29 protein-coding genes are annotated in these 24,118 nt (G+C 72.0%); 22 read left to right on the forward strand and 7 right to left on the reverse strand.

Annotated features, from left to right (window positions below; genetic code table 11):
- Positions 1-62: 62 nt before the first annotated feature.
- Entirely contained in the window at positions 63-575 is a 513-nt protein-coding gene (locus R6Y94_RS18135) for a hypothetical protein (RefSeq protein WP_318397052.1), read from the reverse strand.
- A 144-nt stretch (positions 576-719) separates the two neighbouring features.
- Positions 720-1,760, reverse strand: a complete 1,041-nt coding sequence (locus R6Y94_RS18140) for a DUF6461 domain-containing protein (protein WP_318397053.1) — start codon at positions 1,758-1,760, stop codon at positions 720-722.
- 167 nt (positions 1,761-1,927) lie between these two features.
- Between R6Y94_RS18140 and R6Y94_RS18145 the strand changes: the two genes are divergently transcribed.
- The gene (locus R6Y94_RS18145) at positions 1,928-2,131 is read left to right on the forward strand and encodes a hypothetical protein (RefSeq protein ID WP_130462943.1); all 204 of its coding nucleotides are present in this window, start codon (positions 1,928-1,930) and stop codon (positions 2,129-2,131) included.
- Positions 2,132-2,225: 94 nt separating this feature from the next.
- Positions 2,226-3,551: a DUF1343 domain-containing protein gene (locus R6Y94_RS18150; protein ID WP_318397054.1), complete on the forward strand. Its 1,326-nt coding sequence runs from the start codon at positions 2,226-2,228 to the stop codon at positions 3,549-3,551.
- A 75-nt stretch (positions 3,552-3,626) separates the two neighbouring features.
- On the opposite strand, the gene R6Y94_RS18155 is transcribed toward R6Y94_RS18150, so the two are convergent.
- Positions 3,627-4,706: an SRPBCC domain-containing protein gene (locus R6Y94_RS18155; protein WP_318397055.1), complete on the reverse strand. Its 1,080-nt coding sequence runs from the start codon at positions 4,704-4,706 to the stop codon at positions 3,627-3,629.
- Between the two features lie 157 nt (positions 4,707-4,863).
- On the opposite strand from R6Y94_RS18155, the gene R6Y94_RS18160 reads away from it, so the two are divergent.
- Positions 4,864-5,043, forward strand: coding sequence for a hypothetical protein (locus R6Y94_RS18160; protein WP_412102798.1), 180 nt, complete (start codon positions 4,864-4,866; stop codon positions 5,041-5,043).
- A 32-nt stretch (positions 5,044-5,075) separates the two neighbouring features.
- Here R6Y94_RS18160 and R6Y94_RS18165 read toward each other — a convergent pair whose 3' ends face one another.
- Entirely contained in the window at positions 5,076-5,729 is a 654-nt protein-coding gene (locus R6Y94_RS18165) for a hypothetical protein (protein WP_318397056.1), read from the reverse strand.
- A gap of 94 nt (positions 5,730-5,823) precedes the next feature.
- On the opposite strand from R6Y94_RS18165, the gene R6Y94_RS18170 reads away from it, so the two are divergent.
- Positions 5,824-6,162 carry a hypothetical protein gene (locus tag R6Y94_RS18170; RefSeq protein ID WP_318397057.1) on the forward strand — a complete coding sequence of 113 codons (339 nt, stop codon included), beginning with the start codon at positions 5,824-5,826 and terminating at the stop codon, positions 6,160-6,162.
- Between the two features lie 43 nt (positions 6,163-6,205).
- Here the strand turns inward: R6Y94_RS18170 and R6Y94_RS18175 are convergent, their stop codons facing one another.
- Entirely contained in the window at positions 6,206-6,670 is a 465-nt protein-coding gene (locus tag R6Y94_RS18175) for a hypothetical protein (RefSeq protein WP_318397058.1), read from the reverse strand.
- A 53-nt stretch (positions 6,671-6,723) separates the two neighbouring features.
- The gene (locus R6Y94_RS18180; protein WP_318397059.1) at positions 6,724-6,936 is read right to left on the reverse strand and encodes a phosphatidylethanolamine-binding protein; all 213 of its coding nucleotides are present in this window, start codon (positions 6,934-6,936) and stop codon (positions 6,724-6,726) included.
- 262 nt (positions 6,937-7,198) lie between these two features.
- Between R6Y94_RS18180 and R6Y94_RS18185 the strand changes: the two genes are divergently transcribed.
- The 18 genes from R6Y94_RS18185 to R6Y94_RS18270 all read left to right on the forward strand — a co-directional run bounded on the left by R6Y94_RS18185 (position 7,199) and on the right by R6Y94_RS18270 (position 21,780).
- Positions 7,199-8,356, forward strand: a complete 1,158-nt coding sequence (locus R6Y94_RS18185) for an XdhC family protein (RefSeq protein WP_318397060.1) — start codon at positions 7,199-7,201, stop codon at positions 8,354-8,356.
- A gap of 186 nt (positions 8,357-8,542) precedes the next feature.
- A complete protein-coding gene (locus R6Y94_RS18190) occupies positions 8,543-9,658 on the forward strand; it encodes an N-acetylmuramoyl-L-alanine amidase (RefSeq protein WP_318397061.1) in 1,116 nt (371 codons plus the stop codon).
- A gap of 94 nt (positions 9,659-9,752) precedes the next feature.
- Positions 9,753-10,145, forward strand: coding sequence for a DUF2267 domain-containing protein (locus tag R6Y94_RS18195; RefSeq protein WP_318397062.1), 393 nt, complete (start codon positions 9,753-9,755; stop codon positions 10,143-10,145).
- 378 nt (positions 10,146-10,523) lie between these two features.
- Entirely contained in the window at positions 10,524-11,165 is a 642-nt protein-coding gene (locus R6Y94_RS18200) for a CDP-alcohol phosphatidyltransferase family protein (protein WP_412102799.1), read from the forward strand.
- Entirely contained in the window at positions 11,162-12,064 is a 903-nt protein-coding gene (locus tag R6Y94_RS18205; RefSeq protein WP_318397063.1) for a DUF881 domain-containing protein, read from the forward strand. The genes R6Y94_RS18200 and R6Y94_RS18205 overlap by 4 nt, the downstream gene beginning before the upstream one ends.
- The gene (locus R6Y94_RS18210; protein ID WP_203866211.1) at positions 12,061-12,393 is read left to right on the forward strand and encodes a small basic family protein; all 333 of its coding nucleotides are present in this window, start codon (positions 12,061-12,063) and stop codon (positions 12,391-12,393) included. Before R6Y94_RS18205 ends, R6Y94_RS18210 begins: the two co-directional genes overlap by 4 nt.
- 3 nt (positions 12,394-12,396) lie before the next feature.
- Positions 12,397-13,410 (forward strand): DUF881 domain-containing protein, encoded by a 1,014-nt coding sequence (locus R6Y94_RS18215; RefSeq protein WP_318397064.1) that lies wholly within the window; start codon positions 12,397-12,399, stop codon positions 13,408-13,410.
- 69 nt (positions 13,411-13,479) lie between these two features.
- Complete coding sequence (gene gcvH, locus R6Y94_RS18220; protein WP_318397065.1) at positions 13,480-13,860, forward strand: glycine cleavage system protein GcvH; 381 nt, start codon at positions 13,480-13,482, stop codon at positions 13,858-13,860.
- 214 nt (positions 13,861-14,074) lie between these two features.
- On the forward strand, positions 14,075-14,527 hold the full coding sequence (locus tag R6Y94_RS18225; protein WP_101365931.1) for an FHA domain-containing protein: 453 nt from the start codon (positions 14,075-14,077) through the stop codon (positions 14,525-14,527).
- A 152-nt stretch (positions 14,528-14,679) separates the two neighbouring features.
- On the forward strand, positions 14,680-15,387 hold the full coding sequence (locus R6Y94_RS18230; RefSeq protein WP_318397066.1) for a MerR family transcriptional regulator: 708 nt from the start codon (positions 14,680-14,682) through the stop codon (positions 15,385-15,387).
- 272 nt (positions 15,388-15,659) lie between these two features.
- A complete protein-coding gene (locus R6Y94_RS18235; RefSeq protein ID WP_318397067.1) occupies positions 15,660-16,124 on the forward strand; it encodes a bifunctional nuclease family protein in 465 nt (154 codons plus the stop codon).
- 216 nt (positions 16,125-16,340) lie between these two features.
- A complete protein-coding gene (locus R6Y94_RS18240) occupies positions 16,341-16,979 on the forward strand; it encodes a MerR family transcriptional regulator (protein WP_412102800.1) in 639 nt (212 codons plus the stop codon).
- A gap of 117 nt (positions 16,980-17,096) precedes the next feature.
- Positions 17,097-17,816 (forward strand): vancomycin high temperature exclusion protein, encoded by a 720-nt coding sequence (locus R6Y94_RS18245; protein ID WP_318397069.1) that lies wholly within the window; start codon positions 17,097-17,099, stop codon positions 17,814-17,816.
- Positions 17,817-18,165: 349 nt separating this feature from the next.
- Entirely contained in the window at positions 18,166-18,537 is a 372-nt protein-coding gene (locus R6Y94_RS18250) for a group 1 truncated hemoglobin (RefSeq protein WP_318397070.1), read from the forward strand.
- A gap of 2 nt (positions 18,538-18,539) precedes the next feature.
- Positions 18,540-19,718 carry a globin domain-containing protein gene (locus R6Y94_RS18255; RefSeq protein WP_318397071.1) on the forward strand — a complete coding sequence of 393 codons (1,179 nt, stop codon included), beginning with the start codon at positions 18,540-18,542 and terminating at the stop codon, positions 19,716-19,718.
- Positions 19,715-20,434, forward strand: a complete 720-nt coding sequence (locus R6Y94_RS18260) for a DivIVA domain-containing protein (protein ID WP_318397072.1) — start codon at positions 19,715-19,717, stop codon at positions 20,432-20,434. Before R6Y94_RS18255 ends, R6Y94_RS18260 begins: the two co-directional genes overlap by 4 nt.
- Before the next feature lie 197 nt (positions 20,435-20,631).
- Positions 20,632-21,216, forward strand: a complete 585-nt coding sequence (locus R6Y94_RS18265) for a hypothetical protein (RefSeq protein WP_318397073.1) — start codon at positions 20,632-20,634, stop codon at positions 21,214-21,216.
- A gap of 222 nt (positions 21,217-21,438) precedes the next feature.
- Positions 21,439-21,780: a hypothetical protein gene (locus R6Y94_RS18270; protein WP_318397074.1), complete on the forward strand. Its 342-nt coding sequence runs from the start codon at positions 21,439-21,441 to the stop codon at positions 21,778-21,780.
- Between the two features lie 131 nt (positions 21,781-21,911).
- Here R6Y94_RS18270 and R6Y94_RS18275 read toward each other — a convergent pair whose 3' ends face one another.
- Positions 21,912-24,014, reverse strand: a complete 2,103-nt coding sequence (locus R6Y94_RS18275) for a hypothetical protein (protein WP_318397075.1) — start codon at positions 24,012-24,014, stop codon at positions 21,912-21,914.
- Positions 24,015-24,118 lie beyond the last annotated feature (104 nt).

Here is a 24,118-nt window from a genome sequence, read left to right on the forward strand (position 1 = left end):
GACCCGTCACACCCCCACCGTCGAAGCAGTCGTACCACGGCGGGGTGGTCCGGTTCCCGACTTCACCGCGACGGGGCGGCCGGCGCGCGGCAGCACCCGGTACGGCGGGGGACCGTGCCAGCAGACGTCGGCGCGAGCTGCGGCGGTTCGCTGCCACCGCTGGCCCGGCCCGGCCCGGCCCGGCCCGAGCGCTCAGGCCGGTGCGGGTGCGGCTTGCCGCCCGGGAGTAGGGGAGCCGCAGCAGCGAGTAGATGTCGGTGATGGGTGGTGCCGACCGTCGACCGGGAGCCACCGCCGAGCCGCTTCTGGTCGACCACGATGGCCGCGGAGAGGCTCTCGATGGTGTCCACGTCCGGCTGGCCGTGGCGGGGGAGGAAGTTCCGGGCGAAGGCGGTGCAGGTTTCGTTGAGCTGGCGCTGCGCCTCCGCGGCGATGGTGTCGAAGACGATGGAGGACTTCCCGGAGCCGGAGGCGCCGGTGAAGACGACCAGCTTGCGTTCCGGCACCCGCAGCAGCGAGACGTTCCTGAGGTTGTTCTCCCGGGCCCCGGTGATGACGATGCCGTCGGCCGCCACGCGCTCCCCCCATTTCCCGTGTGCTGTACGACAACGAGCCATCGCACAGCATGCGGGGCGGGTCCGACGCTGGCTCGGGGCAGCGGCCGGGCCGGCGCACCCCCGGAGTGACCGAGCCCAGGTCGCGCACTCGGGGGTGCGTGGTCAGCCCCGCAACTCGGCAAGGAACCGCGCGCGGCGGGCGACCCGGGCGGGATCGCGGGCCGGCGCCACCCAGCCGAGCACCTCGTACGCGGCCCGCACCGGGTCCGGGAAGAGCGCCGCCTGCACCGCCCGCCCGGCGGAGTGCCGGCGGAACGCCTGCTGGCGCTGGGCGTCCGTCATCCGGCCCCGCTGGGTCGGCAGCGCCAGCGAGGCGCCGGCGACGCCGGCCTGGCAGGCCAACTTGCGCAGCAGCAGACCGAGCGCCGAGTCGTCCGGCACGATCCGCGTCCCGCCACGGTCCACCTGGGCCATCGCGTCGGCCACCACCGGCTCGGTGGCGATCCCCGCCTCGTCGGCGCGCCGCAGTGCCTCGGCCGCCACCACCCGGCGCAGCAGGTCGGGCGGGGCGGAGGTGATCGCGGTCAGCAACTCGTGGTCCTCGCGCAGCATCCAGGTCGGCAGCGCGGGCGGATCCGGGAGCAGGGGCACCAGCCGGCCGGTGCTCAGTGGCCCGGCCAGCCGGTCGGCATCGAGGTGCACGCCGGTGACCAGATCGGCGAGGCGCAACCCCGCGTCGAGGCCGGCGCTGGACCAGCCGGCGTCGCCGTGCTCCGGCAGGCCGGCCTGGCGCATCAGCGGGACCAGGGCGTCCGGTGCCTCGCCCCAGCGGCGTACCGGCGAACTCGGGTCGAACCCGGTGCGCAGTACGCCGTCCACGGCGTACCCGAACCGCCGGTTGCCGTTCACGTTGGTGTAGACCGACACCGCCTCGGTACCGCCGGAGACGGCCCGCAGCACCTCAATCCGGCTCCCCTCGAAGCCGTTCTCCTCCAGTACGAAGACCCAGCCGTCGAGTCGGCCGGCCAGCACGAGGTGGTCGAACGGCAGTTCGGTGGCGTCGGCGAGGCCGGTCAACGATCGAAGGCTGGCCGGCTCGACGCCGAACCGGCGCAACACCGCCTCCTCGTCCGGGTCCCGGACGAACGTCAGGCAGAACGCCTCGCGGAGGCCGTGGTCGTCGAGCCAGTCGTAGTCGGCCATGCCGCCCCCTCCCGATCCGCCGGGCACCTGCCGGCTGTTGGCCCGGCGCCCCGATCGCCAGAGGCCAGCGCGTCGGCCACCACCGGCTCGGTGGCGATCCCCGCCCAACACCCGGCGTACGACAAAACTCGGTGAACGCTACCGGAGCCGGCACTACGGTGAGGGGCATGGACCCATCCGCCATCTGGCGGGACAAGAACCATCGCTGGCGGATTGAGGCGATCCACGCTCCCGACCTGCGGTTCGCCATCTACGCCACCAACGGCACCACCGAGTCCGCACCCCTGTGGCTGTACGGCATGCCGGCGCTGGCCCGGTGGCTGATGATCCAGAACATCGAACTCGGTGACCTGGAGGCGGAGGAGCTCTGAGTCCGCTGTCGTAGTTTTCCTTCTTGACCAACCATTGTGATGTAGGTAACTTCCGACACGTCCCTGCCCGCAGCCCCGCCCCCGGGAGGCCGCCGTGCAACGCAGAAGGTTCCTCGCCAGCACTGCCGCCGTGAGCGCCATGGGCGCGACGGCCGGCACCCTCGGTGGCGCCACCGCCGCCGCTCCGGACACCGGGGCGGACCGCTCCGGGGCGGGCGGGCGCGGCCGGCGGGTCAGCACCGGCCTGGACGTGCTGGTCGACTCCAGGTTCGCGGTCCTCGCCGGCCAGCGGGTCGGGGTGCTGTCCAACCCGACCGGCGTGGACGCCCGCTACCGTCACCTGGTCGACCTGATGCACGCCTCCGGCCGGGTGCGGCTCACCGCCGCGTTCGGGCCGGAGCACGGGTTCCGGGGCTCCGCCCAGGCCGGCGGCAGCGAGGGGACCGGCATCGACGCCCGGACCGGCATCACCGTCTACGACGCGTACGGCGCCTCGCAGGCGAAGTGGGGTGAACTGATCACCCAGGCCGGTGTCGACACCGTGGTCTTCGACATCCAGGACGTGGGCGCCCGCTTCTACACCTACATCTGGACCCTCTACGACTCCATGGTCGCCGCCGCCCGGCTCGGCCGCCGGTACGTCGTACTCGACCGGCCGAACCCGATCGGCGGGCGGGCGTACGGGCCGATGATGACCACGCCGTTCACCTCGGGCGTAGGCAAGAAGGAAATCGTGCAGCAGCACGGCATGACCGTCGGTGAGCTGGCCCGGTTCTACAACGGCGAGTTCCTGCCGGCGGAGGCGGGCCGGCCGGTCGACCTGACGGTGGTCAGGTGCCGGGGCTGGCGGCGCGGCGACTTCGCCGTCGACACCGGCGTGCCGTGGGTGCTGCCCAGCCCGAACATGCCGACCCAGGACACCGCGCTGGTCTATCCCGGCACCTGCATGTTCGAGGGGGTCGCGTCGATGACCGAGGGCCGGGGCACCACCCGGCCGTTCGAGCTGATCGGCGGCCTGGCCACCGAGTTCGACTACCACCTGGTGGACCGGCTGGTCGCCCGGGACCTGCCCGGAGTCGAGTTCCGGGAGGCGTACTTCTCGCCGACCGCTGCCGGGCAGAAGCCGGACCTGCTCAACAAGCTCTGCGCGGGGGTGGAGGTGAAGGTCACCGACCCGGCCCGGTTCGACCCGGTGCGCACCGGGGTGGCGCTGCTGGTCGAGTCCCGCAAATATCCGGCGTTCGCCTGGCGGGCGGACACCTGGGACACCGCCCGGCCGTACTGGATCGACAAGCTGACCGGCTCCACCCGGCTACGTACGATGATCGACGCCGGTGCCGACGTGTCGGACGCGGTCGGAGCCTGGTCGGCCGAGTTGGCGGAGTTCGACCGCCGACGCCGGCCCTACCTGCTCTACTGAACCTTTCCACCTATCCGGCGGTCCCACGGACCGCCGGATAGGTGCAGGCCGAAGGAATTCACTGACCCGTCGTCGTCACAGTCCCGCACAGGGCTGGTCGCCCACTGCGCAGCTCGTCGGCTGCTTCTGGGCGAGCGCGCCGGCGCGCTCCACGTCGAACCGGATCGTCGCCGAGCCGTTGGCGGCGAGCGGGGCGCCGGTGAAGGTGACCTGCTGCTCCTCCTGCCGGTAGCTCTCCGCCCCCGTGACGCTCGCGACCTGGGCACCACCGGCCAGGGTGATCACCACCGTCCACCGGGTCGCGGTCGCCTCGCCGTCGTTGGTCACGACCACCTCGCCCTGATAGCCGAGGAGCCGGCTCGACAGCGTGCGGTACTGGGCGGTCAGGCTCGGCTGACCCGGCCTGGGCGGGTTGGCGGTGGCGGCCGGCGACGTCCGGCGCGGGGTCGCGCCGGGCCGGGCGGTACGGCTGGGCTGGACCGGGGTGACACCGCTGGCCGGGGTCCGGGCGACCGGAGTGGTCGTACCCGGTGGCGTGCTCGGCGCGGTGCTGGCGACGGTGGCCGCCGCTCCGGACGGCGAGTCGCCGCCCCGGCCACGGGCCAGGCCGGCGACCACGACCACCGCGCCGACCGCCAGGGCCAGCACCGCCAGCCCGGCGCCGAGTCGGCGCCGTGACCGCCCACCTGGCCCGGCCGGCACGGCACTGATGATCTGGGTCGGCCCGGGGAGGTCCACCTCGCGGAACGCCAACCAGTCGAGTACGGCGGGCAGCCGGGTGTCGAGCAGCCCCTGGTAGCACTCCTCGCGCCGGGGTGGGTCGGCCGGCAGCCAGGGCTCCTCCTCGCCGCTCTGCACGACGGTCAGCCGGCAGCCCTCCGCGGTGGGGGTCAGCTCGCACTCCAACCGGGTCGGCTGGCCCTCCTCCGGCCAGCGCAGCACCATCCGGTGTGGCCGGTCGACCTCGATCAGCTCGATGACGATCAGCTCGTCGAGTTCGGGCAGGTCCACGGGGCGCAACTCGAACCGGCTGATCGACGTGGGTCGTGGTTCGATCGAGGCGAACCACTTCGGCAGCAGCTCGCGGTCGGTGAGGGCCCGCCAGACCCGCTCCGGGGGATGGCGCAGCTCGACGGTGGTCCGGATTTCGGTCACGGCGGAACTGTACGTCCATCGGTCAGCGCGGATGTCTCGGCCCTGCCCGACCGACGTCGCAGCCGGTACCCGGCCGGGCGATCCGGCGGGGTCACCGGATCGGGGTCGTTGGCCGATTCCCGGAAGAGAAGGCTCTGCCGTAATTAGTATGATTTGCGTGAAAAACAAGGGACTGCGGACCCTGTTGTCGGTCGGCGCCGCGCTCGCCGTCATCTACTTCGGCAGCACCGGGGAGGAGGAAGGCAGGGTCACCAACACCGTCCTGCTGCTGGCGGTCGCAGCCGGACTGACCGTGTGGTATCTGACCAGACCCACCTCGGGCAAACCGGTGAGCTGACCGCCAGACCACCGCCTGCCGAGCGGGTCCGGTCAGCGGCCGGCGGCCGCCCTGGTCAGCTCGCCGATCGACTGCTGACCGAGCGAGACCCGGACCAGTGCGGAGGCCAGCCGCGGAAAGTCGGCGCCGCCGGCCAGTCTGGCCAGCTTGTCCGGTGTGGACGGCAAACCGAGCCGACCGGCCGCGTTCACCGCCCGGCGGTCGGCGTACGGGCGGACGTCCGGCCAGACCGCCTGCGCCTCCCGGAGGAAGATGTCCGCCCCGGTCGGCCCGATTCCGGGAAACCGGGTCAGTTCGCGGCGGAGCGCGCTCGGGTCACCACCGGCCTCCCGGTGCAACCGGCGCAGGTCGCCGTTCCAGCGTTCCAGACACAGCCGTGCCCCGTTGCCCAGCATCGTCGCGGTCCGCTCGTCGTAGCGGCGGTAGTGCCCCCGGCCCAGCGCGTCCACCCGGTCCTGCCAGCTCAGCGCGTCCGTGCCCTGTGGGGTACGGCAGCCGGCGGCGAAGAGTTCGCGGGCGGCGGCGACCGCCACACCCGCCCGGATCCGGGTGCTGAGCAGCGTGGTCAGCACCAACAACTGGTAGAGCGGGCCGGGCCGGTCGGCCAGCCGGATGCCCGCCTCCTCGGCGTACGTGCGGCCCTGCCGGTCCAGCAGCACCCGCACCAGTGCGCGGTCACGGTTCATTCCGTCCGGTTACCCACGCAGCGGGTCCATGCACCGGCGCGGCCGACCGAATGGCGCCACCCGCACCGGGTAACCCCACGTCGGGTACCCGGGTGTGCGTGACGCGCTCGCCGAACGGGCGGTTGCGAACCCCCGGGGCACCCCGCCGGTCGGCGACCACCGCCGGCCGGCGCCCACCATCGAGGGAGTACGACGGCGGAAGGGGACGGCGATGACGAACGTGCAGCAGCCGGAGATGCGCCGCAACGAACTGAACCCGACGGTGCAGGACAGCAAGGGTCCGCGCCCGGGTGACCCGACCCGGGTCCGGGGTGGCGACGGCCGGCGGATTCCGCCCGAGCAGGTGTCTCCGTACGGGCCGTCGGCCCGGCCCGTTGCCGAGGATCCCGACCGGAAGGCCGCGGGCCGCAGCGAGGCACGCCCGGTCGAGTGACCCGGACGGCGGGGGACCGGGTGCGGGATCCCGCACAGCGGTGTCACCCTCGGCACCGGGCGTGCCGTAGCTGCCCGAGCGTCGCGACGGCGGCCAGCCCGTACGCCAGGTGCGGCACCGTGTCGGTCAGCCAGTCCGCCCGGCTCCACCGGCGCGGATCGGTGATGCCCAGGGCCGTCAACGTACCGTCCGACGCCAGCATCACGCCGGCGCCGAAGAGCCCGGCCGCCACCGGTCCGGGAAGACGGCGCAGCCCGATAACGGTGAGCGCGGCCCCGGAGAGTACACCGGTCGCGTAGCCGAGCAGGGGCCCGAGGCCCGAGCGGCGGTTCGCCGCCCGGTCCTCGGGCCCCAGACCGATGTGCAGCATCTCGGCCAGCCGCTGGGCGATCTCCTCCGGGCTGCTGCTGGCCGGCCGGCCCCGCAGGGCCATGTCGAGGTACGTGACGACGTTCAGCGCCACACTGCCGACCGCACCGGCGATCGCCCCGTCCACCGCATCGGTCACCGGACCACCCCTCGCCGGCCGATCCAGCAGGCCGGCGAGGGCGTGCTGCCCGGTCACTTCGGCTCGCCCGGGCCGCGTTCACCCTTCGGGCCGAGCCCCCGCTCACCCCGGACGAATCCCCGCCGCCCGCGATCCTCCTGGAGATACCGGTTCGCGGTGTCGTCGGCCTTGCCGTCGTTGGTCCGGCGGCCGGAGTCGTCGATCCGCTTGCGCAGCCGCGCGCGCTCCAGGTCGTACGCGTTGCTGCCCGGTCGTGGTCCTGGCATGGGGTGCCTCCCGTCGTGTCGGCGCCGTCCCGGCTGGTCTACCCGCCCGGGTCCGGGCCATTCACGGAGAGTGACGTACCGGGGGGCTTGCCCGGCGCCCGCGTAGTCTCGCAGTCGCGGTCCGGGATGGGCCGGCGCAGGTGATCGGACATATGGGACGATCGACGGATGGTGCCGGGTTGCCCGGTAAGCGTGCGGGAGCACCGCAGGTGGGTCGTTGCCGGCCAACGGAGCAGGCGGAACGGGTACGGGTGAGCGGGTCATGCGCGACGTGCTGGACGAACTGGACCGGTGGTGGCGGGCGGGTGAGCCGGTCGGGATGGCGACGGTCGTCGCGACCTGGCGTTCCGCGCCCCGGCAGGCCGGCGCCACCATGCTGGTCGGCCCGGACGGCGCCGCGGTCGGCAGCGTCTCCGGCGGCTGTGTCGAGGGCGCGGTCTACGAGTTGACCCGGCAGGTGACCGCCACCGGTCAACCGGCCCTGCAACGCTACGGCGTGACCGACGACGACGCGTTCGCGGTGGGCCTGACCTGCGGGGGCCTCCTGGACGTCTACGTCGAGCGGGTAGACCCGGCCGGGTTCGGCGAGTTCGCCGAGGTGGCGGCCTCGATCCGCACCGGTGCGCCGGTCGCGGTGGTCACCTGCGTATCGGCCGGCGAGTCCGATTCGGCCGGGCGACTCGGCCGGCGGCTGGTGGTCTGGCCGGACCGCACCGCCGGCTCGCTCGGCACCGACCGGCTGGACGCGGCGGCCACCGACGACAGCCGGGGCCTGCTCGCCACCGGCCGCACCGGCACGCTCCGGTACGGCTACCACGGCCAGCGTCGCGGCGACGACCTGCTGCTCTTCGTCGCGGCGTACGCCGCCCCGCCCCGCATGATCGTGTTCGGCGCGATCGACTTCGCCGCCGCGCTGGCCCGGATCGGCGCGTTCCTCGGCTACCGGGTGACGGTCTGTGACGCCCGGCCGGTCTTCGCCACCTCCCGCCGGCTGCCGGACGCGCATGAGGTGGTGGTGGACTGGCCGCACCGCTACCTGCGGGCCGAGGCGGAGGCCGGCCGGCTGGACGGGCGGACCGTGGTCTGCGTGCTGACCCACGACCCGAAGTTCGACGTGCCGGTGCTGGAGGTGGCACTGCGGCTGCCGCTCGGCTACGTCGGCGCGATGGGCTCCCGGCGGACCCACGACGACCGGTTGGGCCGGCTGCGGGCGGTCGGTCTCTCCCCGGAGGAACTGGGGCGGCTCTCCTCTCCGCTCGGGCTCGACCTGGGCGCGCGTACCCCGGAGGAGACCGCGGTGAGCATCGCCGCCGAGGTGGTCGCCGGCCGCTGGGGTGGCACCGGCAGCCCGCTGTCGGCACTGTCCGGCCGGATCCACCACGAGGTGCCCGCATCCGACGAGGCCGCCCCGGTCGGCTGATTCCGGCCCGCCGGGCGCCGCGGGGGAGGGACGGGCGCGAGACGCCGTCCGCGCGCCGGGCGACGGATCGCGGATACCGCGAAGAGACAGGTCTAGCGGCGAACGTCGATCCTCTGGTAAGAATTCCTTCAATCTCCCCCGCCGTCATCAAAGAAACCTTCAACCCCCGTTCACCTGGAGGTCCACGTGACCGGCAACCCCCTGTCCCGCCGTGACGTCGTACGCGGCGCGGTCTTCCTCGGTGTCGGCGCCGCGACCGGCGGCCTGTCGATCGCCGGCGCGCCACCGGCGCTGGCCGCGCCCGACGAGGTCGACGCGCTCGCGGTGCCCGTACCCACCATCGCCAGCTGCGCCACCTGGGGGGCCCGGTCGCCGGGCTCGCTCAGCGTGATCTCGTCCTCGCCGGACAAGATCGTGATCCACCACACCGCCGGCTCGAACACCACCAACTACACCCAGGCGCACGCGTACGCGATGGCCCGCAGCATCCAGAACTTCCACATGGACGGCAACGGCTGGTCCGACTCGGGACAGCACTTCACCATCAGCCGTGGCGGCTACATCATGGAGGGCCGGCACAACAGCCTGTCCCGGCTGCGTGCCGGCAGCGGCATGGTGGTCGGCGCGCACTGCCCGGGCCAGAACGACAAGGGCATCGGGATCGAGAACGAGGGCACCTACACCAGCGCCACCCCGACGGCCGCGCTCTACGACAGCCTGGTGCAGTTCTGCGCGTACATCTGCGACCAGTACGGCATCGCCGCGTCCCGGATCTACGGCCACCGGGACTACGTGGCGACCGCCTGCCCCGGCAACGTGCTCTACGGCATGCTTCCGCAACTGCGCGCCGACGTCGCCGACGCGCTCGACGGCGGCACCACCCCGCCGCCGGCCTTCAGCGCGATCGTCGACAACACCACCGGCGGCCGGTTCACCGCCAGCGCCAACTGGCTGACCTCGTCCTACTCCACCGAGCGGTACGGTGCGGACTACCGGTACGCCGACCCGGCCGCGATCAGCGACGTGGCGTACTACAAGGTGAACATCCCGGCCGAGGGGACGTACCGGGTCGACGCCTGGTACCCGGGCATCGCCGGCTACAACACCGCCACCCCGTACATCGTGCTGGCCAAGAGCGGCAACCAGACGGTCGTGGTGGACCAGAGCACCGGCGGCGGGACGTGGCGCTCGCTGGGCACCTTCACGCTGACCGCCGGGGACAAGAACGTGGTCGGGGTGAGCCGGTGGAGCGGCGCCACCGGGTACGTGATCGCCGACGCGGTACGGGTCACCCGGGTCTGACCCGTACCGACTCTGTCGCCGATACCCGCCGGAACGCATCAACGGCGTGCCGGCGGGTATCGGCGTACCGGAGGCTGGCTAAGGGGGCGGGGCAGTGCGGTACGACGAGTTCGTCGCCAAGGTGCGCGACCGCGGCGAGTACGCCGATTCGGCGGAGGCGGAACGGGTCACCCACCTGGTGCTCGGCATCCTCGCCCAGCGGCTGCACCCGGACGAGGCGGAGGATCTGGCCGCCCAGTTGCCCGGCCCGCTGGCCGCGACCCTGATCTCGGCCGGGCAGGGTGCCGCAGGTGCGTTCGGCGCACGGGAGTTCCTGGGCCGGGTCGCCACCGGGGCAGGGGCGACCGCCCGGACCGCCGAGTGGGACGCCAGCGCGGTGCTGTGCACCGTGGCCGAGGCCATCTCCGGCGGTGAGCTCAACGACGTGCTGACCCAGCTCCCGTCCGGGTACGCCGTACTCTTCGGCCGGGCCGGCCTGAGCGGCTGAGCAGCCGCTCACCTCTGCGCCGTCTCCGATCTCGCTTGGCCGCGCCCGCGCCCGCCTGTTGTCGTCCGATCCGGCCGGCTTCACCCCCGAGCTAGCGTCCTAGGACGCCTTACGGGGTGTACGACCCGTCACAGCAGATCGACAGAAACGGAGGACACCGGACACGGACGGCCGCGCCAAAATCGGGCCGGATATAGTGGCACGGCAATTGAGCAGCCACGGGAGCCGAATGTGCCGTAACCGGGGCTGCGTCAGGTGCCGTCACTCGTCCGGAATGCGTCACCGTTCCCGGGGGAGAGGTCGGCCGGAGCGCGCACCGGTTCTGGACCGTCCTCCGTCATCGTGCGGACGCCGGGCCGTGGCGCAGAGGGAGGTTCGGTGTCGCGTCGGCCGGCGCGGGCGCATGACGCCCAGCCAACCGGTGACGCCGCCGCCGGGCCTGCCGGCTCGACGGGGCGGATCCTCACCGTCCCCAACCTGATCAGTTTCGTCCGGCTGCTCGGCGTACCGCTCTTCCTCTACCTCTACCTGGTCGCCGAGGCCGACGCGGCCGCCGTGGTCGTCCTCGGCGTCGGTGGCATGAGCGACTGGGTGGACGGCTTCGTCGCCCGGCGACTGCGCCAGGTCAGCCGGCTCGGTGAGCTGCTCGACCCGGTCGCCGACCGGCTCTACATCCTGGCCACCCTGGTCGCGCTGACCGTACGCGACGTGGTGCCGTGGCAGTTCACCGTCGCGCTGCTGGCCCGGGATGTCGTGATGACCGCCAATCTGGGCGTGCTGCGCTACTTCGGCTTCCGTCCGCCGCCGGTGCACTATCTGGGTAAGACGGCGACGTTCGTCCTACTGGCCGCTTTTCCGGTACTGCTGCTCGCGGCTACGGTGCCCGGGGCGGCTACCGCCGCCGGGGCGATCGGCTGGGGGCTGGCACTGTGGGGACTGGGCCTGTACTGGCTGGCCGGCGGGCTCTACCTGATCCAGGCGGGCCGGCTGATCCGGGCGGCACGGGCGGAGGTGGGATGACCGGGCAGGGCAAGCGGACGTACGCGGCCGACTTCCTCACCGAGCTGTTCCAGAACCCGCTCGACCCCGGTTACGCCGACGCGGCCGAGCGGCGCCGGCGCTCGGCTCCGGCGACCGGGTGGCGGCGGTCGACGCCCCGGGCGGTGACCCTGGTGACCCTGGTCGTGCTGGGGCTGCTGCTCGCGATGGCCTACCGCCAGACGGTGGCGGCGGAGCCGAGTCGCAGCAAGGCGCGGGCCGGCCTGGTGAGCCAGATCAAGCAGCGGGAGGCCGAGACCGCCGCGCTGACCGAGCGGGCCGACCGGCTGCGTGCCGAGGTGCTCCGGCAGCGGGACGCGGCGCTGTCCGGCAGTGCGGCGGCGAACCTGCGGAATCTGGAGGCGGCCACCGGGCTGGGCCGGGTGCGGGGTGACGGTCTGGTGGTGCGGGTCGCGGACGCGCCCGAGGAGCCGGACGCGGTCACCGGTGCCGGTGGGACGAATCTCGGCCGGGTGCTCGACCGGGACCTCCAGGACATCGCGAACGCGTTGTGGAGCGGCGGGGCGGAGGCGGTCTCGATCAACGGGCAGCGGCTGACCGCCACCTCGACGATCCGGGCTGCGGGTGGCGCGATCCTGGTCGACTTCAAACCGGTGATCGGCCCGTACGAGGTGTCCGCGATCGGTCCCGGCCAGTTGGAGCGGCGGTTCCGGGACAGCGCGGCGGCGCGGTTGCTGGACAGCGTCTCCGAGGAGCACGGGATGTCGTTCGAGTTCCGTAGGGTCGACGATCTGACTCTGCCGGCCGCGACGGAGCCGCGGCTGCGCTATGCCACACCCTCGCCCGAGCCCACCCCGACGCCGTCCGGGTCGTCGGTGGGTGGCGGGGCGTCCCCGAGTCCGCAGGGAGGCGGCCGATGATCGCTGTGCTCGCATTGCTCGCCGGGGTGTTGCTCGGCGTCTGGCTGGATCCGACGGTTCCGTCGGCGCTCCAGCCGTACCTGCCGATCGCCGTGGTGGCGGCCTTGGACGCGGTGTTCGGCGGGGTGCGGGCCAAGCTCGACGGCATTTTCGACGACAAGCAGTTCGTGATCTCGTTCATCTCGAACGTGCTGGTCGCCGGGCTCATCGTCTACCTGGGTGACCAGCTCGGCGTCGGTGGGCAGTTGTCCACCGGCGTCGTGGTGGTGCTCGGGGTCCGGATCTTCGGCAACGTGGCGGCCATTCGCCGGCACCTGTTCCGGGCGTAGGCGATGGCGGGAGCGAGCGAGCAGAGCAGTCCGGACGGGGCGGCCGTGGGTCCGGTGCCGGGTGGTTCGTCGGCGGACCAGCCCCCGGGTACGTCGGAGTCGCCGGACGCCGCCGCGAACGGGCCGGCTGCGGCGGAGCCGGCCGGTGGCGCGGAGCCGGATGCCGATCGGGGTACGGTCCCGGCGGACGACGGGCCGACGGTGCGGCTGTCGGCGGACGACGGGCCGACGGTGCCGTTGCCGGGGGACGACGAGACGGTGCCGATCCCGGCCCCGGAGCCGCCGGAGCGGGTCGGGCCGGTGTCGGCGGTTCGCCGGCTGCTGCCCCGGCTGACCGCGGCGAACGCGATGATCGGGGTGTTGCTGGCGCTGCTGGGGTTCACCCTGGCGGTGCAGTTGCGGACCAACTCCACGGACGCGTCGCTGGAGACGACCCGCCAGGAGGACCTGGTGCGGATCCTGTCGGACCTGGACGCGCAGGAGGAGCGGGTCCGGCAGGACATCGCGGCGCTGGAGGAGAGTCAGCGGCAGTTGAACTCCGGTGCCGAGGGGCGGCAGGCGGCGTTGGACGAGGCGACCCGGCGGGCCGACGAGTTGGGCATCCTGGCGGGGACGTTGCCGGCCCGGGGGCCGGGGTTGACGGTCAGCTTCATGCCGGTGAGCAAGCCGATCGCGGCGTCGCGGGTGTTGGACGCGGTGCAGGAGCTGCGGGGCGCGGGGGCGGAGGCGATGCAGATCTCCGGCGGAGACGGTGCCACGGTGCGGATCATCGCGTCGACGTACTTCCTCGACGCGGACGGCGGTATCTCGGTGAGTGGACGGCGGTTGACCGGACCGTACATGATCTCGGTGATCGGCGATCCGAAGACGATGCAAACCGCACTGAACATCCCGGGCGGGGTGGTGGCATCGGTCAGCGGGGACGGCGGTAACGTGGCGATCCAGGAGCGGGAGGTGGTCGACGTGACGGCCCTCAGCCCGCCGAAGGATCTGCAACATGCGCGTCCGGTCTCCTGACCGGGCGTGGTCGGGGCGGCGACACGGCGTCCCGGTTATTGGCTGGTGCGACGAAGAAGGACGCGTCTGGTGATTCCTGAGGACCTGCGGTACACCGCCGAGCACGAGTGGGTGGCTGGCGACGGCAGCGGACCGGTGCGGGTGGGCATCACCCACTTCGCGCAGGACGCGCTGGGCGACATCGTTTATGTCCAGCTTCCCGACGAGGGTGCGACGGTGCAGGCCGGCGAATCGTTCGGCGAGGTCGAGTCGACCAAGAGCGTCTCAGAGATCTACGCCCCGTTGACCGGTACGGTGGTGGCGCGGAACGAGCAGCTCACGGATACCCCTGAGGTGATCAACACCGACCCGTACGGCTCGGGTTGGCTGGTCGAGATCGCGCCCAGTGAGGCGTCGGCGGTGGCTGGTTTGTTGACCGCCGAGGCTTATCGGGAACTGACCGAGAGCTGATCGTGGTGACGCCGTCGCGTGGTTGTGTCCGCGCGTCTGGTTGCCCTGTATTTCGGCGCTGGCTAGGCTCGCCCAGTCGACCGAGAACCAATAGTTGCGCGTTGCGGAAATGCCTTCCCGGGCACGGGGGAGCCAGCCGCTGGGCCCTGAGGGCGCCCGGCGGCCAGACCCGTAACACCCGACGCCGACCGAACAGATCCGTGAGGTGGTCCCAATGACGCGCCCAGACGACGAGTTCCCCCCACTCGACGTCACATCGACGCTGAACCTTGGTTCTCTCGACGAGATGTTGGAGGGGCCCGAGACCGACGTCGTGCCGAGCCGGATGTCAGGTTCGCTGCCTCCGGGTATGGCGTTGCTGGTGGTTCGGCGTGGTCCGAATGCCGGCGCCCGGTTCCTGCTGGATCACGATGTGACGACGAGTGGCCGGCACCCGGACAGTGACATCTTCCTGGACGACGTCACGGTGTCCCGGCGGCACGCCGAGTTCCACCGGGACGGTGGCACGTTCACCGTCCGGGACGTGGGCAGCCTGAACGGGACGTACGTGAACCGGGAGCGGGTGGAGGCAGCGACGCTGAGCAACGGCGACGAGGTCCAGGTCGGGAAGTTCCGGCTGGTCTTCATCGCCGGTCCGCGTCCGGAGGAGGGGGCCGTCCGGGGGTGAGCGAGCGTGCGGCGGCGGCTGTTCCCGGGCCGGGGGCGGCCGCTCGGGGCCAGCCACCGAACCTTTTTTCACCTGAATTGCGCGGCGCGCGCCCTTCGACTTCCACCCGCGGCCACGACGGACCGCAGGGGGAGGTTGAGCAAGGTTCGCTGATGAGTATCGGTGAAGTACTGGCGCAGCTTCGGGTGGAGTTTCCCGACACGACGATCTCCAAGCTGCGCTTTCTCGAGTCCGAGGGTCTGGTCGAGCCGCAACGCACGCCGGCGGGTTACCGCAAGTACAGCTGGGACGACGTGGCGCGGTTGCGGTTCGTGTTGACCGCTCAGCGTGACCAGTACCTGCCGTTGCGGGTGATCCGGGAGCAGCTCGCGGAGGCGGGTCGGGACGGGTTGTCGGGTCCGGAGCGCCATCGGCCGTCGCTGGTGGCGGTGGGGCCGGACGGCGAGGTGCCGGGTCGGGAGCCGGCCGCTCCGGTCGGTGAGTCGGCGGAGACCCGGCTGGACCGGACCGAGTTGCTGTCCCGTAGCGGGCTCGGTGAGGCGTTGCTGGCCGAGTTGGAGCGGATGGGTCTGGTGGTGTCGCAGCCGCCCGGCTGGTACGACGCGGACGCGCTGGTGGTCGCGCAGGCGGTGGCGGGGTTGGCGGCGTACGGGTTGGAGCCCCGGCATCTGCGGGGTTACCGGACGGCGGCGGATCGCGAGGTGGGGTTGTTCGCCCAGTTGGTGTCGCCGTTGGCCCGGCAGAACGATCCGGCGGCCCGGGCGCGGGCGGCGGAGGCGGCGCGGGAGCTGGTTGGCCTGTCGCAGCGGCTGCACGCGGCGCTGGTCCGGGTGGGGCTGCGCGGAACGTTGGGCAGGTGACTCCCCAGGGCGGCGGATGTGCCGCCCTGGGGTGGTTGTCCGGTGGCTTGCCGGGTGTGGCCTGGCGCACTCGGCCGGTAGGAAAGATCTGCGGCGGCGGGCGTGGCGTACGCTTCCCGGGGTAACCGGTGCGGTGCGGCGGTTGCGGGTGGGGCGGTGTTATCCGAGCCCGTGTACCGTGCAGGGAAGGGGCATACCGGCCCCGGCGGCGGGTAGCATCGGCCGCCGCAGGACGGTGGTGGGGAAGAGACGACGGCGACACGGAGGCGGCGGTGCGCGAGCTGAGCGTGGTCGGGGTTCGGGTGGAGCTGCCCACCAACCAGCCGATCGTCCTGCTCAGAGAGGTCGAGGGCGACCGCTATCTGCCGATCTGGATCGGGGCGGTGGAGGCTACCGCGATCGCCTACGAGCAGCAGGGGGTCAAGCCGGCCCGGCCGCTGACCCACGACCTGCTGCGGGACATCCTCTCCGCGTTGCAGGCGCCGCTGCGGGCGGTGGAGATCGTGGAGTTGAAGGAGAACGTCTTCTACGCCGACCTGCTGATCGGGGACGGTCTGCGGGTGTCGGCCCGGCCGTCGGACTCGATCGCGTTGGCGTTGCGGGTGGGTGCGCCGATCCGCTGTGCGGAGCAGGTGCTCACCGAGGCCGGGATCATCATCCCGGATGAGCAGGAGGACGAGGTGGAGAAGTTCCGGGAGTTCCTGGAGCAGGTCCGCCCGGAGGACTTCGCCGGCTGACTGCGGCGCCGTGGTGACGGCGCGGACGGCGGGTCGTGCTTCTGCCGGTCGGGTAACGATCGATTCGTCCTGGGGTAACCCTGCGGTGATCCCCGTGTGCGGCGTGTCGCGGCATTTCCTGCGGGGCAACCCTCCAGCCGGGCTATAGGGTTGGGCCTGTCGAGGGGTGCACGTCCCGGAAACGACGTGTCACCGCACGGGCGGGGAGGTTGTCCGATGCATGAGCCACAGGACCCTGATCCGGGTAGGTCGAATCCCCAGGGTATGGATCAGCGGCACGTCGAGGGGCCTCCTGGGGTGGCGGAGGATCACCCGGCCGGCGGGGCGTCGGTGGAGGACGGTTCGGTCGGCTATCGGGGTGTGACGGCGTGCCACGCCGTCGGGATCAGCTACCGGCAGTTGGACTACTGGGCGCGTACGGCGCTGGTGGTACCGAGCGTGCGGGATGCCTCGGGGTCGGGGACGCAGCGGCTCTACTCGTTCCGGGACCTGGTGGTGCTGAAGGTGGTCAAGCGGCTGCTGGACGCGGGGGTCTCGTTGCAGAACATCCGGCGGGCGATCGACGCGCTGCGTTCGCGCGGGGTGGCGGACCTGGCCGGTATCACGCTGATCTCGGATGGGACGACGGTCTACGAGTGTCGGTCTCCGGAGGAGGTCGTGGACCTGTTGCAGGGTGGGCAGGGGGTGTTCGGGATCGCCATCGGTGGGGCGTTCAAGGAGGTCCAGGGCTCGCTGTCGCATCTGCCGGCGGAGCCGGCCGGGGAGACGCCGTTGGCGGGGGAGACGCCGGAGCCGGCCGTGGTGGAGGCCGGCGACGAGTTGGCGGCCCGCCGGGCCCGGCGGCGCGCGGGCTGACCCGGCGCCGGTCCGTCCGGGTCGGGGTTGTCGGGGTGTACCGGCCCAGCGCCGGCAAGGTGCGTGGCTCGGGTCGCCGCCGTCCGTCCCCTTGATCGTTATCGCATACTTGGCGGTATGCCGTCTGCTTCGTCGCCGGAGTCGTCTGGATCCGACCGTCCGCGTCGGGTCGCCGGGCGCGGCTGGCGTCGCCGGTTGGTGCTCGGGGCCCTGGTCGTGCTGCTGCTGGTGCCGGTCTCGGTGGTCGGCAGCGTGGTGTGGGTGCGGCAGTCGGCGCGGGAGCACGTGTACGCGCTGGCCGACGTGCCGGCGGCACCGGTCGCGTTGGTGCTGGGTGCCCGGGTGTATCCGGACGGCACCCCGGCGCCGTTCCTGGCCGCGCGTCTGGAGTTGGCGAAGGAGCTGCTGGCGGCGGGCAAGGTCCGGGCGATCCTGGTCTCCGGCGACCACCGGAGCGGGGTGTACGACGAGCCGGGCGCGATGAGCCGCTGGCTGGTGGAGCGGGGCGTGCCGGCCCGGTTGGTGGTGCAGGACCATGCCGGTTTTGACACCTACGACTCGTGTTCGCGGGCCCGTCGGGTTTTCGGGGTCGATCGGACCATTGTGGTCACCCAGAGCTTCCACATCGAGCGGGCGGTCACGGTGTGCCGGCGGGTCGGTCTGGACGCGGTCGGTGTCGGCGACGACTCGGTACGCCGGTTCGAGCGGGCCTGGCGGTGGGGCGGGTTCCGGGAGCACTTCGCGGCGGTGAAGGCGGTCTACGACGTGGTCAGCGGGCGGGATCCGGTGTTCCTGGGTCCGGCTGAGCCGGGGGTCCGGGACGCGTTGGCCGGCTGACGGTGCGTGCGGTGGAGTGGTTCGTCGCGCAGCGTGACCGGGGTGGCCGGGTCGGCGTCCGATGGGGATGATGGTCCGGATTGGATCGAGCTCGATGATTGCCCAGCCGGTTGGGTATGGATGACACCGATTCGGGTTGGATGACACAGAACGGGTGGGCGCGGTAGTGTCCCCACCCAGTGTCACCCGTCGGCCATCCGCCCGACGGCCGGCACTGTTGGTGTTTCGCCCCCACACGCCGCGCGATCCCCCTCGCGCCGGAAGGAAGACCGTGACGGATCCACATGACAGCGCCGTGTCGTCCCCCGCGGACGGCGCCACGACCACCGGTAACGGTGCAGCAGCCCGCGTGACGCACTACGACCGGATCGGCGGGGCGGAGTCGGTCAAGGCGGCCGTGCGGCTGTTCTACGACCGGGTGCTCGCCGACCCGGAGCTGGCCGGCTATTTCACCTCGGTGAACATGGAGGAGCAGCGGCGGCACATGGTGTTGATGCTGACCGTGGTGCTCGGCGGGCCGAACAACTACGCCGGCCGGGGCCTGGCCGAGGCGCACCAGCCGCTGAAGATCCCGGACGAGCACTACGCCCTCGTCGGTGTGCACCTGATCGACACCCTGACCGGGCTCGGCGTGCCGGACGACATCCTGGACGACGTGCGGGCGACGCTGGGTTCGGTGCGCGACCAGGTGGTGGCGAGCGGCACCTCCGCGGGCGTCTGACCGTGGACGTCGCTCGTCTCAAGCAGAGCTGGCACCTGGTCGCCGGACATGGCGACCAGGTGCCGCTCTACTTCTACTCGACCCTGTTCCTGGCGCATCCCGACGTCCGGCAGATGTTCCCGACGAACATGGCCGGCCAGCGGGATCGGCTGGTCACCGCGCTGGGCCACATTGTGTCCAACGTGGACCAGGTGGACCAGCTCGTCGGCTTCCTCTCCTCCCTCGGCGCCGACCACCGCAAGTTCGCGGTCCGGCCGGAGCACTATCCGGCGGTCGGGGAGGCGCTGCTGGCCACCCTGGCGCACTTCCTCGGCGAGCACTGGACCGAGGATCTGGCCAAGGACTGGACGGCGGCGTACGGGCTGGTCGCGAAGGTGATGACCGACGGCGCGACGGCGGCGGAGAACGTCAGCCCGCCGTGGTGGGTCGGCGAGGTCGTCGCGCACGAGCCGCGGACGTTCGACATCGCGGTGCTGACGCTGCGGCCGCAGTATTTGCTGCCGTTCGAGGCGGGCCAGTCGGTCGGGGTGTCGAGTCCGGCGACCCGGGCGTGGCGGTACTACTCGCCCGGCAACGCGCCCCGCACCGACGGCACGATCGAGCTGCACGTGCGGGCGGCGCCGGGTGGGGCGGTGAGTTCCCGGCTGGTGTACGGCACCAGCGTCGGTGACCAGGTGCATCTGGCGGCCCCGGTGGGGGAGCGGCTGACGTTGCGCCGGGCGGCCGGCGGTGGCGACCTGCTGCTGCTGGCGAACGGCACCGGCTGGGCGCCGTTGAAGGCGCTGGTGGAGCAGGTGGCGGCCGAGGGCGGTGGTCGGCGGGTCGACGCGTACGTCGGCGCCCGGTCCCGTACCGAGTTCTACGACGTCGACGCGACCGAGAAGCTGGTGGCGTCGTATCCATGGTTGCGGGTGACGTACGTGGTCAACGCCGACCCGTCACGGCCCGGAGAGTTCGTCCAGGTGGTGGACCGCGCCCTCGCCGACGGCGACTGGCGCAACCGGCACGTTTTCGTCTGCGGGTCCGATCCGATGGTGTCGGGCGCGGTCACCGGACTGGCGCAGGCGGGTTACCACGCCGGGCAGCTGCACTACGAGGCGCTGGGTGGGCAGTGGTATGCGCCCGGGCGGCGGATCGGCGAGGTGCAGGAGCATAGGCCGGCAGACGGAGGTACGCAGTGAGCGCCAGCCCGATCAGCGAGTACGACCGCGCCACGGCGCTGTCGGGTCCGAGTCCCCGGGTGCGGATGACCGCGGACCGGGTCCGGCGGTGGGAGTTCAGCACGTCGTCGTTCACCCGGCGCGGCTACGACGACCGGGACGTCGACCGGTTCCGGCACCAGGTGGCCGACGAGTTGGACCTGTTGGCGACCCAGTTGGCGGATCTGCGGGCGGAGAACCAGCGGCTGCACGACCATGTGGAGCTGCACCGGCACGGGGTGCTGCCGAGTGCCAGCAACCGGCCGCAGTTGCCGGGGGCGAAGGAGGTCAACCTGCTGTCGGCGGCGCAGCGGGAGGCCGAGCAGATCATCGCCCAGGCGCACGACTACGCCCGCCGGGTCGCCGAGTACGCCCGGGTGCAGTACGAGAACTATCTGCGGGCGGCGGCCGAGGATGCCCGGAACGAGGCGGAGCGGGCGGTGCAGGACTATCGGGCGTCGGCCGGGTCGAGTTTCGACGACACGGTCGCGACCCGGGAGGCGCTGCGGATCTTCGGCGAGATGATGATCTCGCACATGCAGGCGGCGGCCCGGCATCTCGACGACGGCAGTGAGCATCTGGCCCGCACCATGGACCGGATCGCCCGGGAGTCGGGTGCGGGGATCGGCGGTGCGACGCCGCCGGGTGCCGGCCGGCCGGCGCTGTCGCCGCGTCCGGAGCAGCCGCGGCAGATGTAGGGTGCCGGCCCTGGCCCGGTCCGTCGGCGTGATCGGGTGGAGTGGCCTGCGCGGTGTGCCGGCGACCGTGGGGGGTCGCCGGCCGGGCGCAACCCCACCGGTGACTGTCGTCGAAACTACGGCGACCCGGGAGGGGTCCCGGCGTGGAGGTGGTACACCGAATGAGTTTGACGAGCAAACATTGAGAGGGGCGTCGGATGCTCGGGCGACTCAGATTGGTGAGCCTCACGGTGTCGGTGTCGGTGCTGGTCGGGCTGGTGGCCCTCGCCGGCTGCTCCGAAGGTCCGTTCGGGCCGGATGTGACGGGCTCGCCGAGTTCGGCCGCCGACCCGGCGGTGCTCGACTGGGTCGGCAAGGCCTGCACCGCCCACGATTCGCTGCTGAACCTGCCGGAGACCTCGCTGACCGGAAACAGCGCCTTCTCGCAGCGGGAGCGGCCGGAGCTGGTCCGGCACCTCGCCGCGCTGCGCGACAGGTTCCAGACGGCGCGGAGCATGCTCGACGGCCTGCGGCCGGCGCCGGTCCCCGGCGGTGACGACCTGATCGCCGTCGAACTCGCGCCGCTCGACGAGTCCCTCGGCAAACTGAAGGAGTACGTGGAGAACGCCAAGGTGTTCCCGTCCGAGGGCATGGCGGCGGTGTTCCGCCTGGCGCAGGTCGAGGCCGTGACGTTCAAGCGGGACACGGCCGGCGTGCGCCGGGTACTCGACGCGAACCCCGCCCTGGCCGCCGCGTACGGGCAGCACGACGAGTGCCTCGTTCCCGACCCGACGTCCTCCTGACGGTGCCAGTGCACCCGTGGGCGAGACGCGGCTACCGGAAACGATGGCTGAGCCGTACGAGCCGGGCTTCTACGAGCCGCCAGGTTTCACGGTCGCCTATATCCTCAGTCCGTCACCGCTGCATCGTTGCGATGGGGGAGACTGACTATGCCGGATCCGCAGCAGGATTCTGGCCCACCCACCCGAGTCGCTACCTCGCGCCCGAGTCCCCCGTGGCCGGTCGTGGTCGCCGGACTGCTGGGTTTGACCGCGACGGCAGTGTGGTTGGTGGGCACCTACTTCTTCTGGTACTACGAACCCGCCAAGCCTGCTATGGGGAGCCTGGTCTTCGGCATAGCGATCGTCCTGGCGTGCCGGGGTAGCCGCTTGGCCCGCATCGTGGCCACCATCGCCGGCGTGGTCGAGAGCGTCATGTATGGGCCGGGCGGTCTGGTTGCCGCAGCGCTTTGCCTGGTAAGTCTTGTCATGCTGTACACGCCGCGAAGCAATGTCTACTTCAGACGCCGCGACGGGCTGCCCCGGGTTGGTTGGCGACTCCCGCCCGGGCAGGCCGGGGGGCCTTGATAGCGAACGTCCTGCTGACGATCTTGGCGCTTTGTGCTGATCCGGGGACTCCATACCGAGATCGCGATCCACTCACCTGATGGCACTGGCGGTCTGCTGCCTCCCCGGCCGGGGAGGCAGCAGACCGTGGATCAACTGATCAACTGGTACCCGAACTGCACCTCCAGGCCGCTGGCGGCGGCCGCGTCGAGGACGCGGACCTGTAGCCGCGGCGCGTCGCCGCTGCCGTCGACGGTGAACGGCGCGACGAGTGCGGTGGTCTGTACGGCAGTGGTCACGCCGACGGCGTTACCGCCCGCGGACTCCCCGTCCGCGTCCAGGCGTACGGCGCAGGCGCCGGCGGCGAGCGTACGCGTCACCTTGACCACCCGGATGCGCTGCCCGGCAAGATAGAGCAGGTTGCCGAAGTCGTACAGCCCGTCGCCCACCGGACCGGTCACCCGGGCCGCCAGCCAACCGTCGATCTGCTCGACACCCTTGTTGCCGGTGAACCGGGCCTGGCCGGTGGACGTCCCGGCGAGCAGATACGGGCCGACCAGGTTGCCGTTGAGGTCGTTGTCGGCGACCAGCACGTCAGCGGCCCCGTCGACCACGCCGTAGTCCTGCCGGTTGATGCCGTCGGCGAGCGAGCCGACGGCGTTACCGACGATGACGACCCGGCTGGCGCCGGAGCGGATGTTGATGCCGGCACCGTGCCGGTAGCCGCTGCCGCCGCCGGCGTACCCGTGCTCGACGGTGACCGGCAGGTCGAACTGGGTCGGGCTGACCACCTCGATCCGCCATTTGCCGTTCGCCTCGGTGCTGCCGGTCGCGCCGGAGATGGTGATCCGGTCGCCGGTCTCCCAGCCGTGTTCGACGGCGGTGGTGACCCGGGCCCGGCCTCCGGGGCCTGCCGTGATGCCGCTGATCAGACGGGCGAAGCTGGGGTGTGCGGTACGGCCGTTGTTGCCGATGATGCAGCCGGTGACGGTGACCCGGGTGGCGGCGATGTCCAGGCCGTTGCGCCCGCAGCCCCGGATGACGCACCCGGTGAAGGTGGCCATGCCGGTGAAGCCAGGATTTATCCGGACGTTGTCGTGCTCGTTGTCGGCCGAGATGTAGACGTTGGTGAACTGGGCGTGCGCGCCGGCGTCGAGCAGCACCGGTGTGCCGTGACCGTTCTCGAAACCGCCGCCCTCGAAGTAGACGAACTTCGGGTAGGACCCGCCGGTGGTGTTCTTCAGCCACAACCCGTGCCGGCCGAACAGCACCGCGGTCGCGAAGAACTTGATCGACCCGCCGAGGCCGTCGATGACCAGGTTGTCGGTGGTGGTGTTGCCGGAGCCGGCGGCGATGCCGCACTGTACGAACTCCACCGGGTCGGCCCGGGACGTGTTGCCCACCCCGTTGAGCAGGATCACGTACGGGCCGGTGAACCCGTTCCAGACGCAGTTGCGGAATCGGATGGTGTTGCAGGAGCGCAGGGTCGTACCGGTGTAGCCGTTCTTGAACCGGACGTTGACGAACGACACCATGTAGTTGCGGCCGCCGTCGACCGCCTCGGTGGCGACCAGGCTGCCGCCGGTCAGGCCGTCGCCGCGTACCACGAGGTCGCGCAGCCCGCCGCCGGAGACGTTGGTGAGCAGGAACCCGTGCCCGGTGCCGGTGGCGACGACGTACTGGGTGGCGTACTCGTCGTTGTCGGTCGGGCCGGCGCCGGAGAAGGTGACCGGCACGTCGCGTACCCGGATGGTGCGCTCCAGGCGGATCTTTCCGGGACCGGCCTCGATGACGCCGCCCGTGCGCAGGGTGTCGACGGCGGCCTGTACCCGCGCCGAGTCGTCGTCCACCCCCGCTCCGGTACAGCCGAACCAGGCCAGGTCGAGGCGGGTGGTCTGCGGCCGCTTCCACCGGCCGGTGGCGGTCCCGGCGACGGCGAAGACGGTGCCCCCGTTGTCGGGTTCGGTGCTGTCCGCGTCCCAGTGCAGCAGGCCGCTGCCGACGCCGGGCGCGTCGGCGTGGTAGCCGAGCAGTCGCACCTGCTGGCCGTCGGTCCGGCCGGGCGTGCCGCGCAACTGGTCGACGCTGGCGATGCCGTCGCCGGTGACGGGGGAGGGCTTCGGCGGTGCGGCGTGCGCGGCGGTGGCGACGGCCTGGCCGCCGGTCATGGCGAGACCGGCGAAGCCGAGGGTGGCCAGGGCGCGGCGGCGGGTACCGGCGGATGGCGTGCCGGTCGGGTCGGGACGGTCGGGCATCTCGGGCCTCCTGTTGTCGGCGTGGGTCCCCGGGCGGCGGGCGCGCACCACCGCGTGACCGGCGCCAATGCCGGCCACGGCCGGGGTACGGGTGGGGGACGTGC

Source organism: Plantactinospora sp. KLBMP9567, from assembly GCF_033446045.1.
Taxonomy (GTDB): Bacteria; Actinomycetota; Actinomycetes; order Mycobacteriales; family Micromonosporaceae; genus Plantactinospora.

Excerpts from the sequence above, each read along its gene's own strand:
- R6Y94_RS18140 (WP_318397053.1), bottom strand. The coding sequence starts at position 1,760 with ATGGCCGACTACGACTGGCTCGACGACCACGGCCTCCGCGAGGCGTTC.
- R6Y94_RS18145 (WP_130462943.1), top strand. The coding sequence starts at position 1,928 with ATGGACCCATCCGCCATCTGGCGGGACAAGAACCATCGCTGGCGGATT.
- R6Y94_RS18165 (WP_318397056.1), bottom strand. The coding sequence starts at position 5,729 with ATGAACCGTGACCGCGCACTGGTGCGGGTGCTGCTGGACCGGCAGGGC.
- R6Y94_RS18180 (WP_318397059.1), bottom strand. The coding sequence starts at position 6,936 with ATGCCAGGACCACGACCGGGCAGCAACGCGTACGACCTGGAGCGCGCG.
- R6Y94_RS18185 (WP_318397060.1), top strand. The coding sequence starts at position 7,199 with ATGCGCGACGTGCTGGACGAACTGGACCGGTGGTGGCGGGCGGGTGAG.
- R6Y94_RS18205 (WP_318397063.1), top strand. The coding sequence starts at position 11,162 with ATGACCGGGCAGGGCAAGCGGACGTACGCGGCCGACTTCCTCACCGAG.
- R6Y94_RS18210 (WP_203866211.1), top strand. The coding sequence starts at position 12,061 with ATGATCGCTGTGCTCGCATTGCTCGCCGGGGTGTTGCTCGGCGTCTGG.
- R6Y94_RS18215 (WP_318397064.1), top strand. The coding sequence starts at position 12,397 with ATGGCGGGAGCGAGCGAGCAGAGCAGTCCGGACGGGGCGGCCGTGGGT.
- R6Y94_RS18225 (WP_101365931.1), top strand. The coding sequence starts at position 14,075 with ATGACGCGCCCAGACGACGAGTTCCCCCCACTCGACGTCACATCGACG.
- R6Y94_RS18230 (WP_318397066.1), top strand. The coding sequence starts at position 14,680 with ATGAGTATCGGTGAAGTACTGGCGCAGCTTCGGGTGGAGTTTCCCGAC.
- R6Y94_RS18240 (WP_412102800.1), top strand. The coding sequence starts at position 16,341 with ATGCATGAGCCACAGGACCCTGATCCGGGTAGGTCGAATCCCCAGGGT.
- R6Y94_RS18245 (WP_318397069.1), top strand. The coding sequence starts at position 17,097 with ATGCCGTCTGCTTCGTCGCCGGAGTCGTCTGGATCCGACCGTCCGCGT.
- R6Y94_RS18265 (WP_318397073.1), top strand. The coding sequence starts at position 20,632 with ATGCTCGGGCGACTCAGATTGGTGAGCCTCACGGTGTCGGTGTCGGTG.
- R6Y94_RS18275 (WP_318397075.1), bottom strand. The coding sequence starts at position 24,014 with ATGCCCGACCGTCCCGACCCGACCGGCACGCCATCCGCCGGTACCCGC.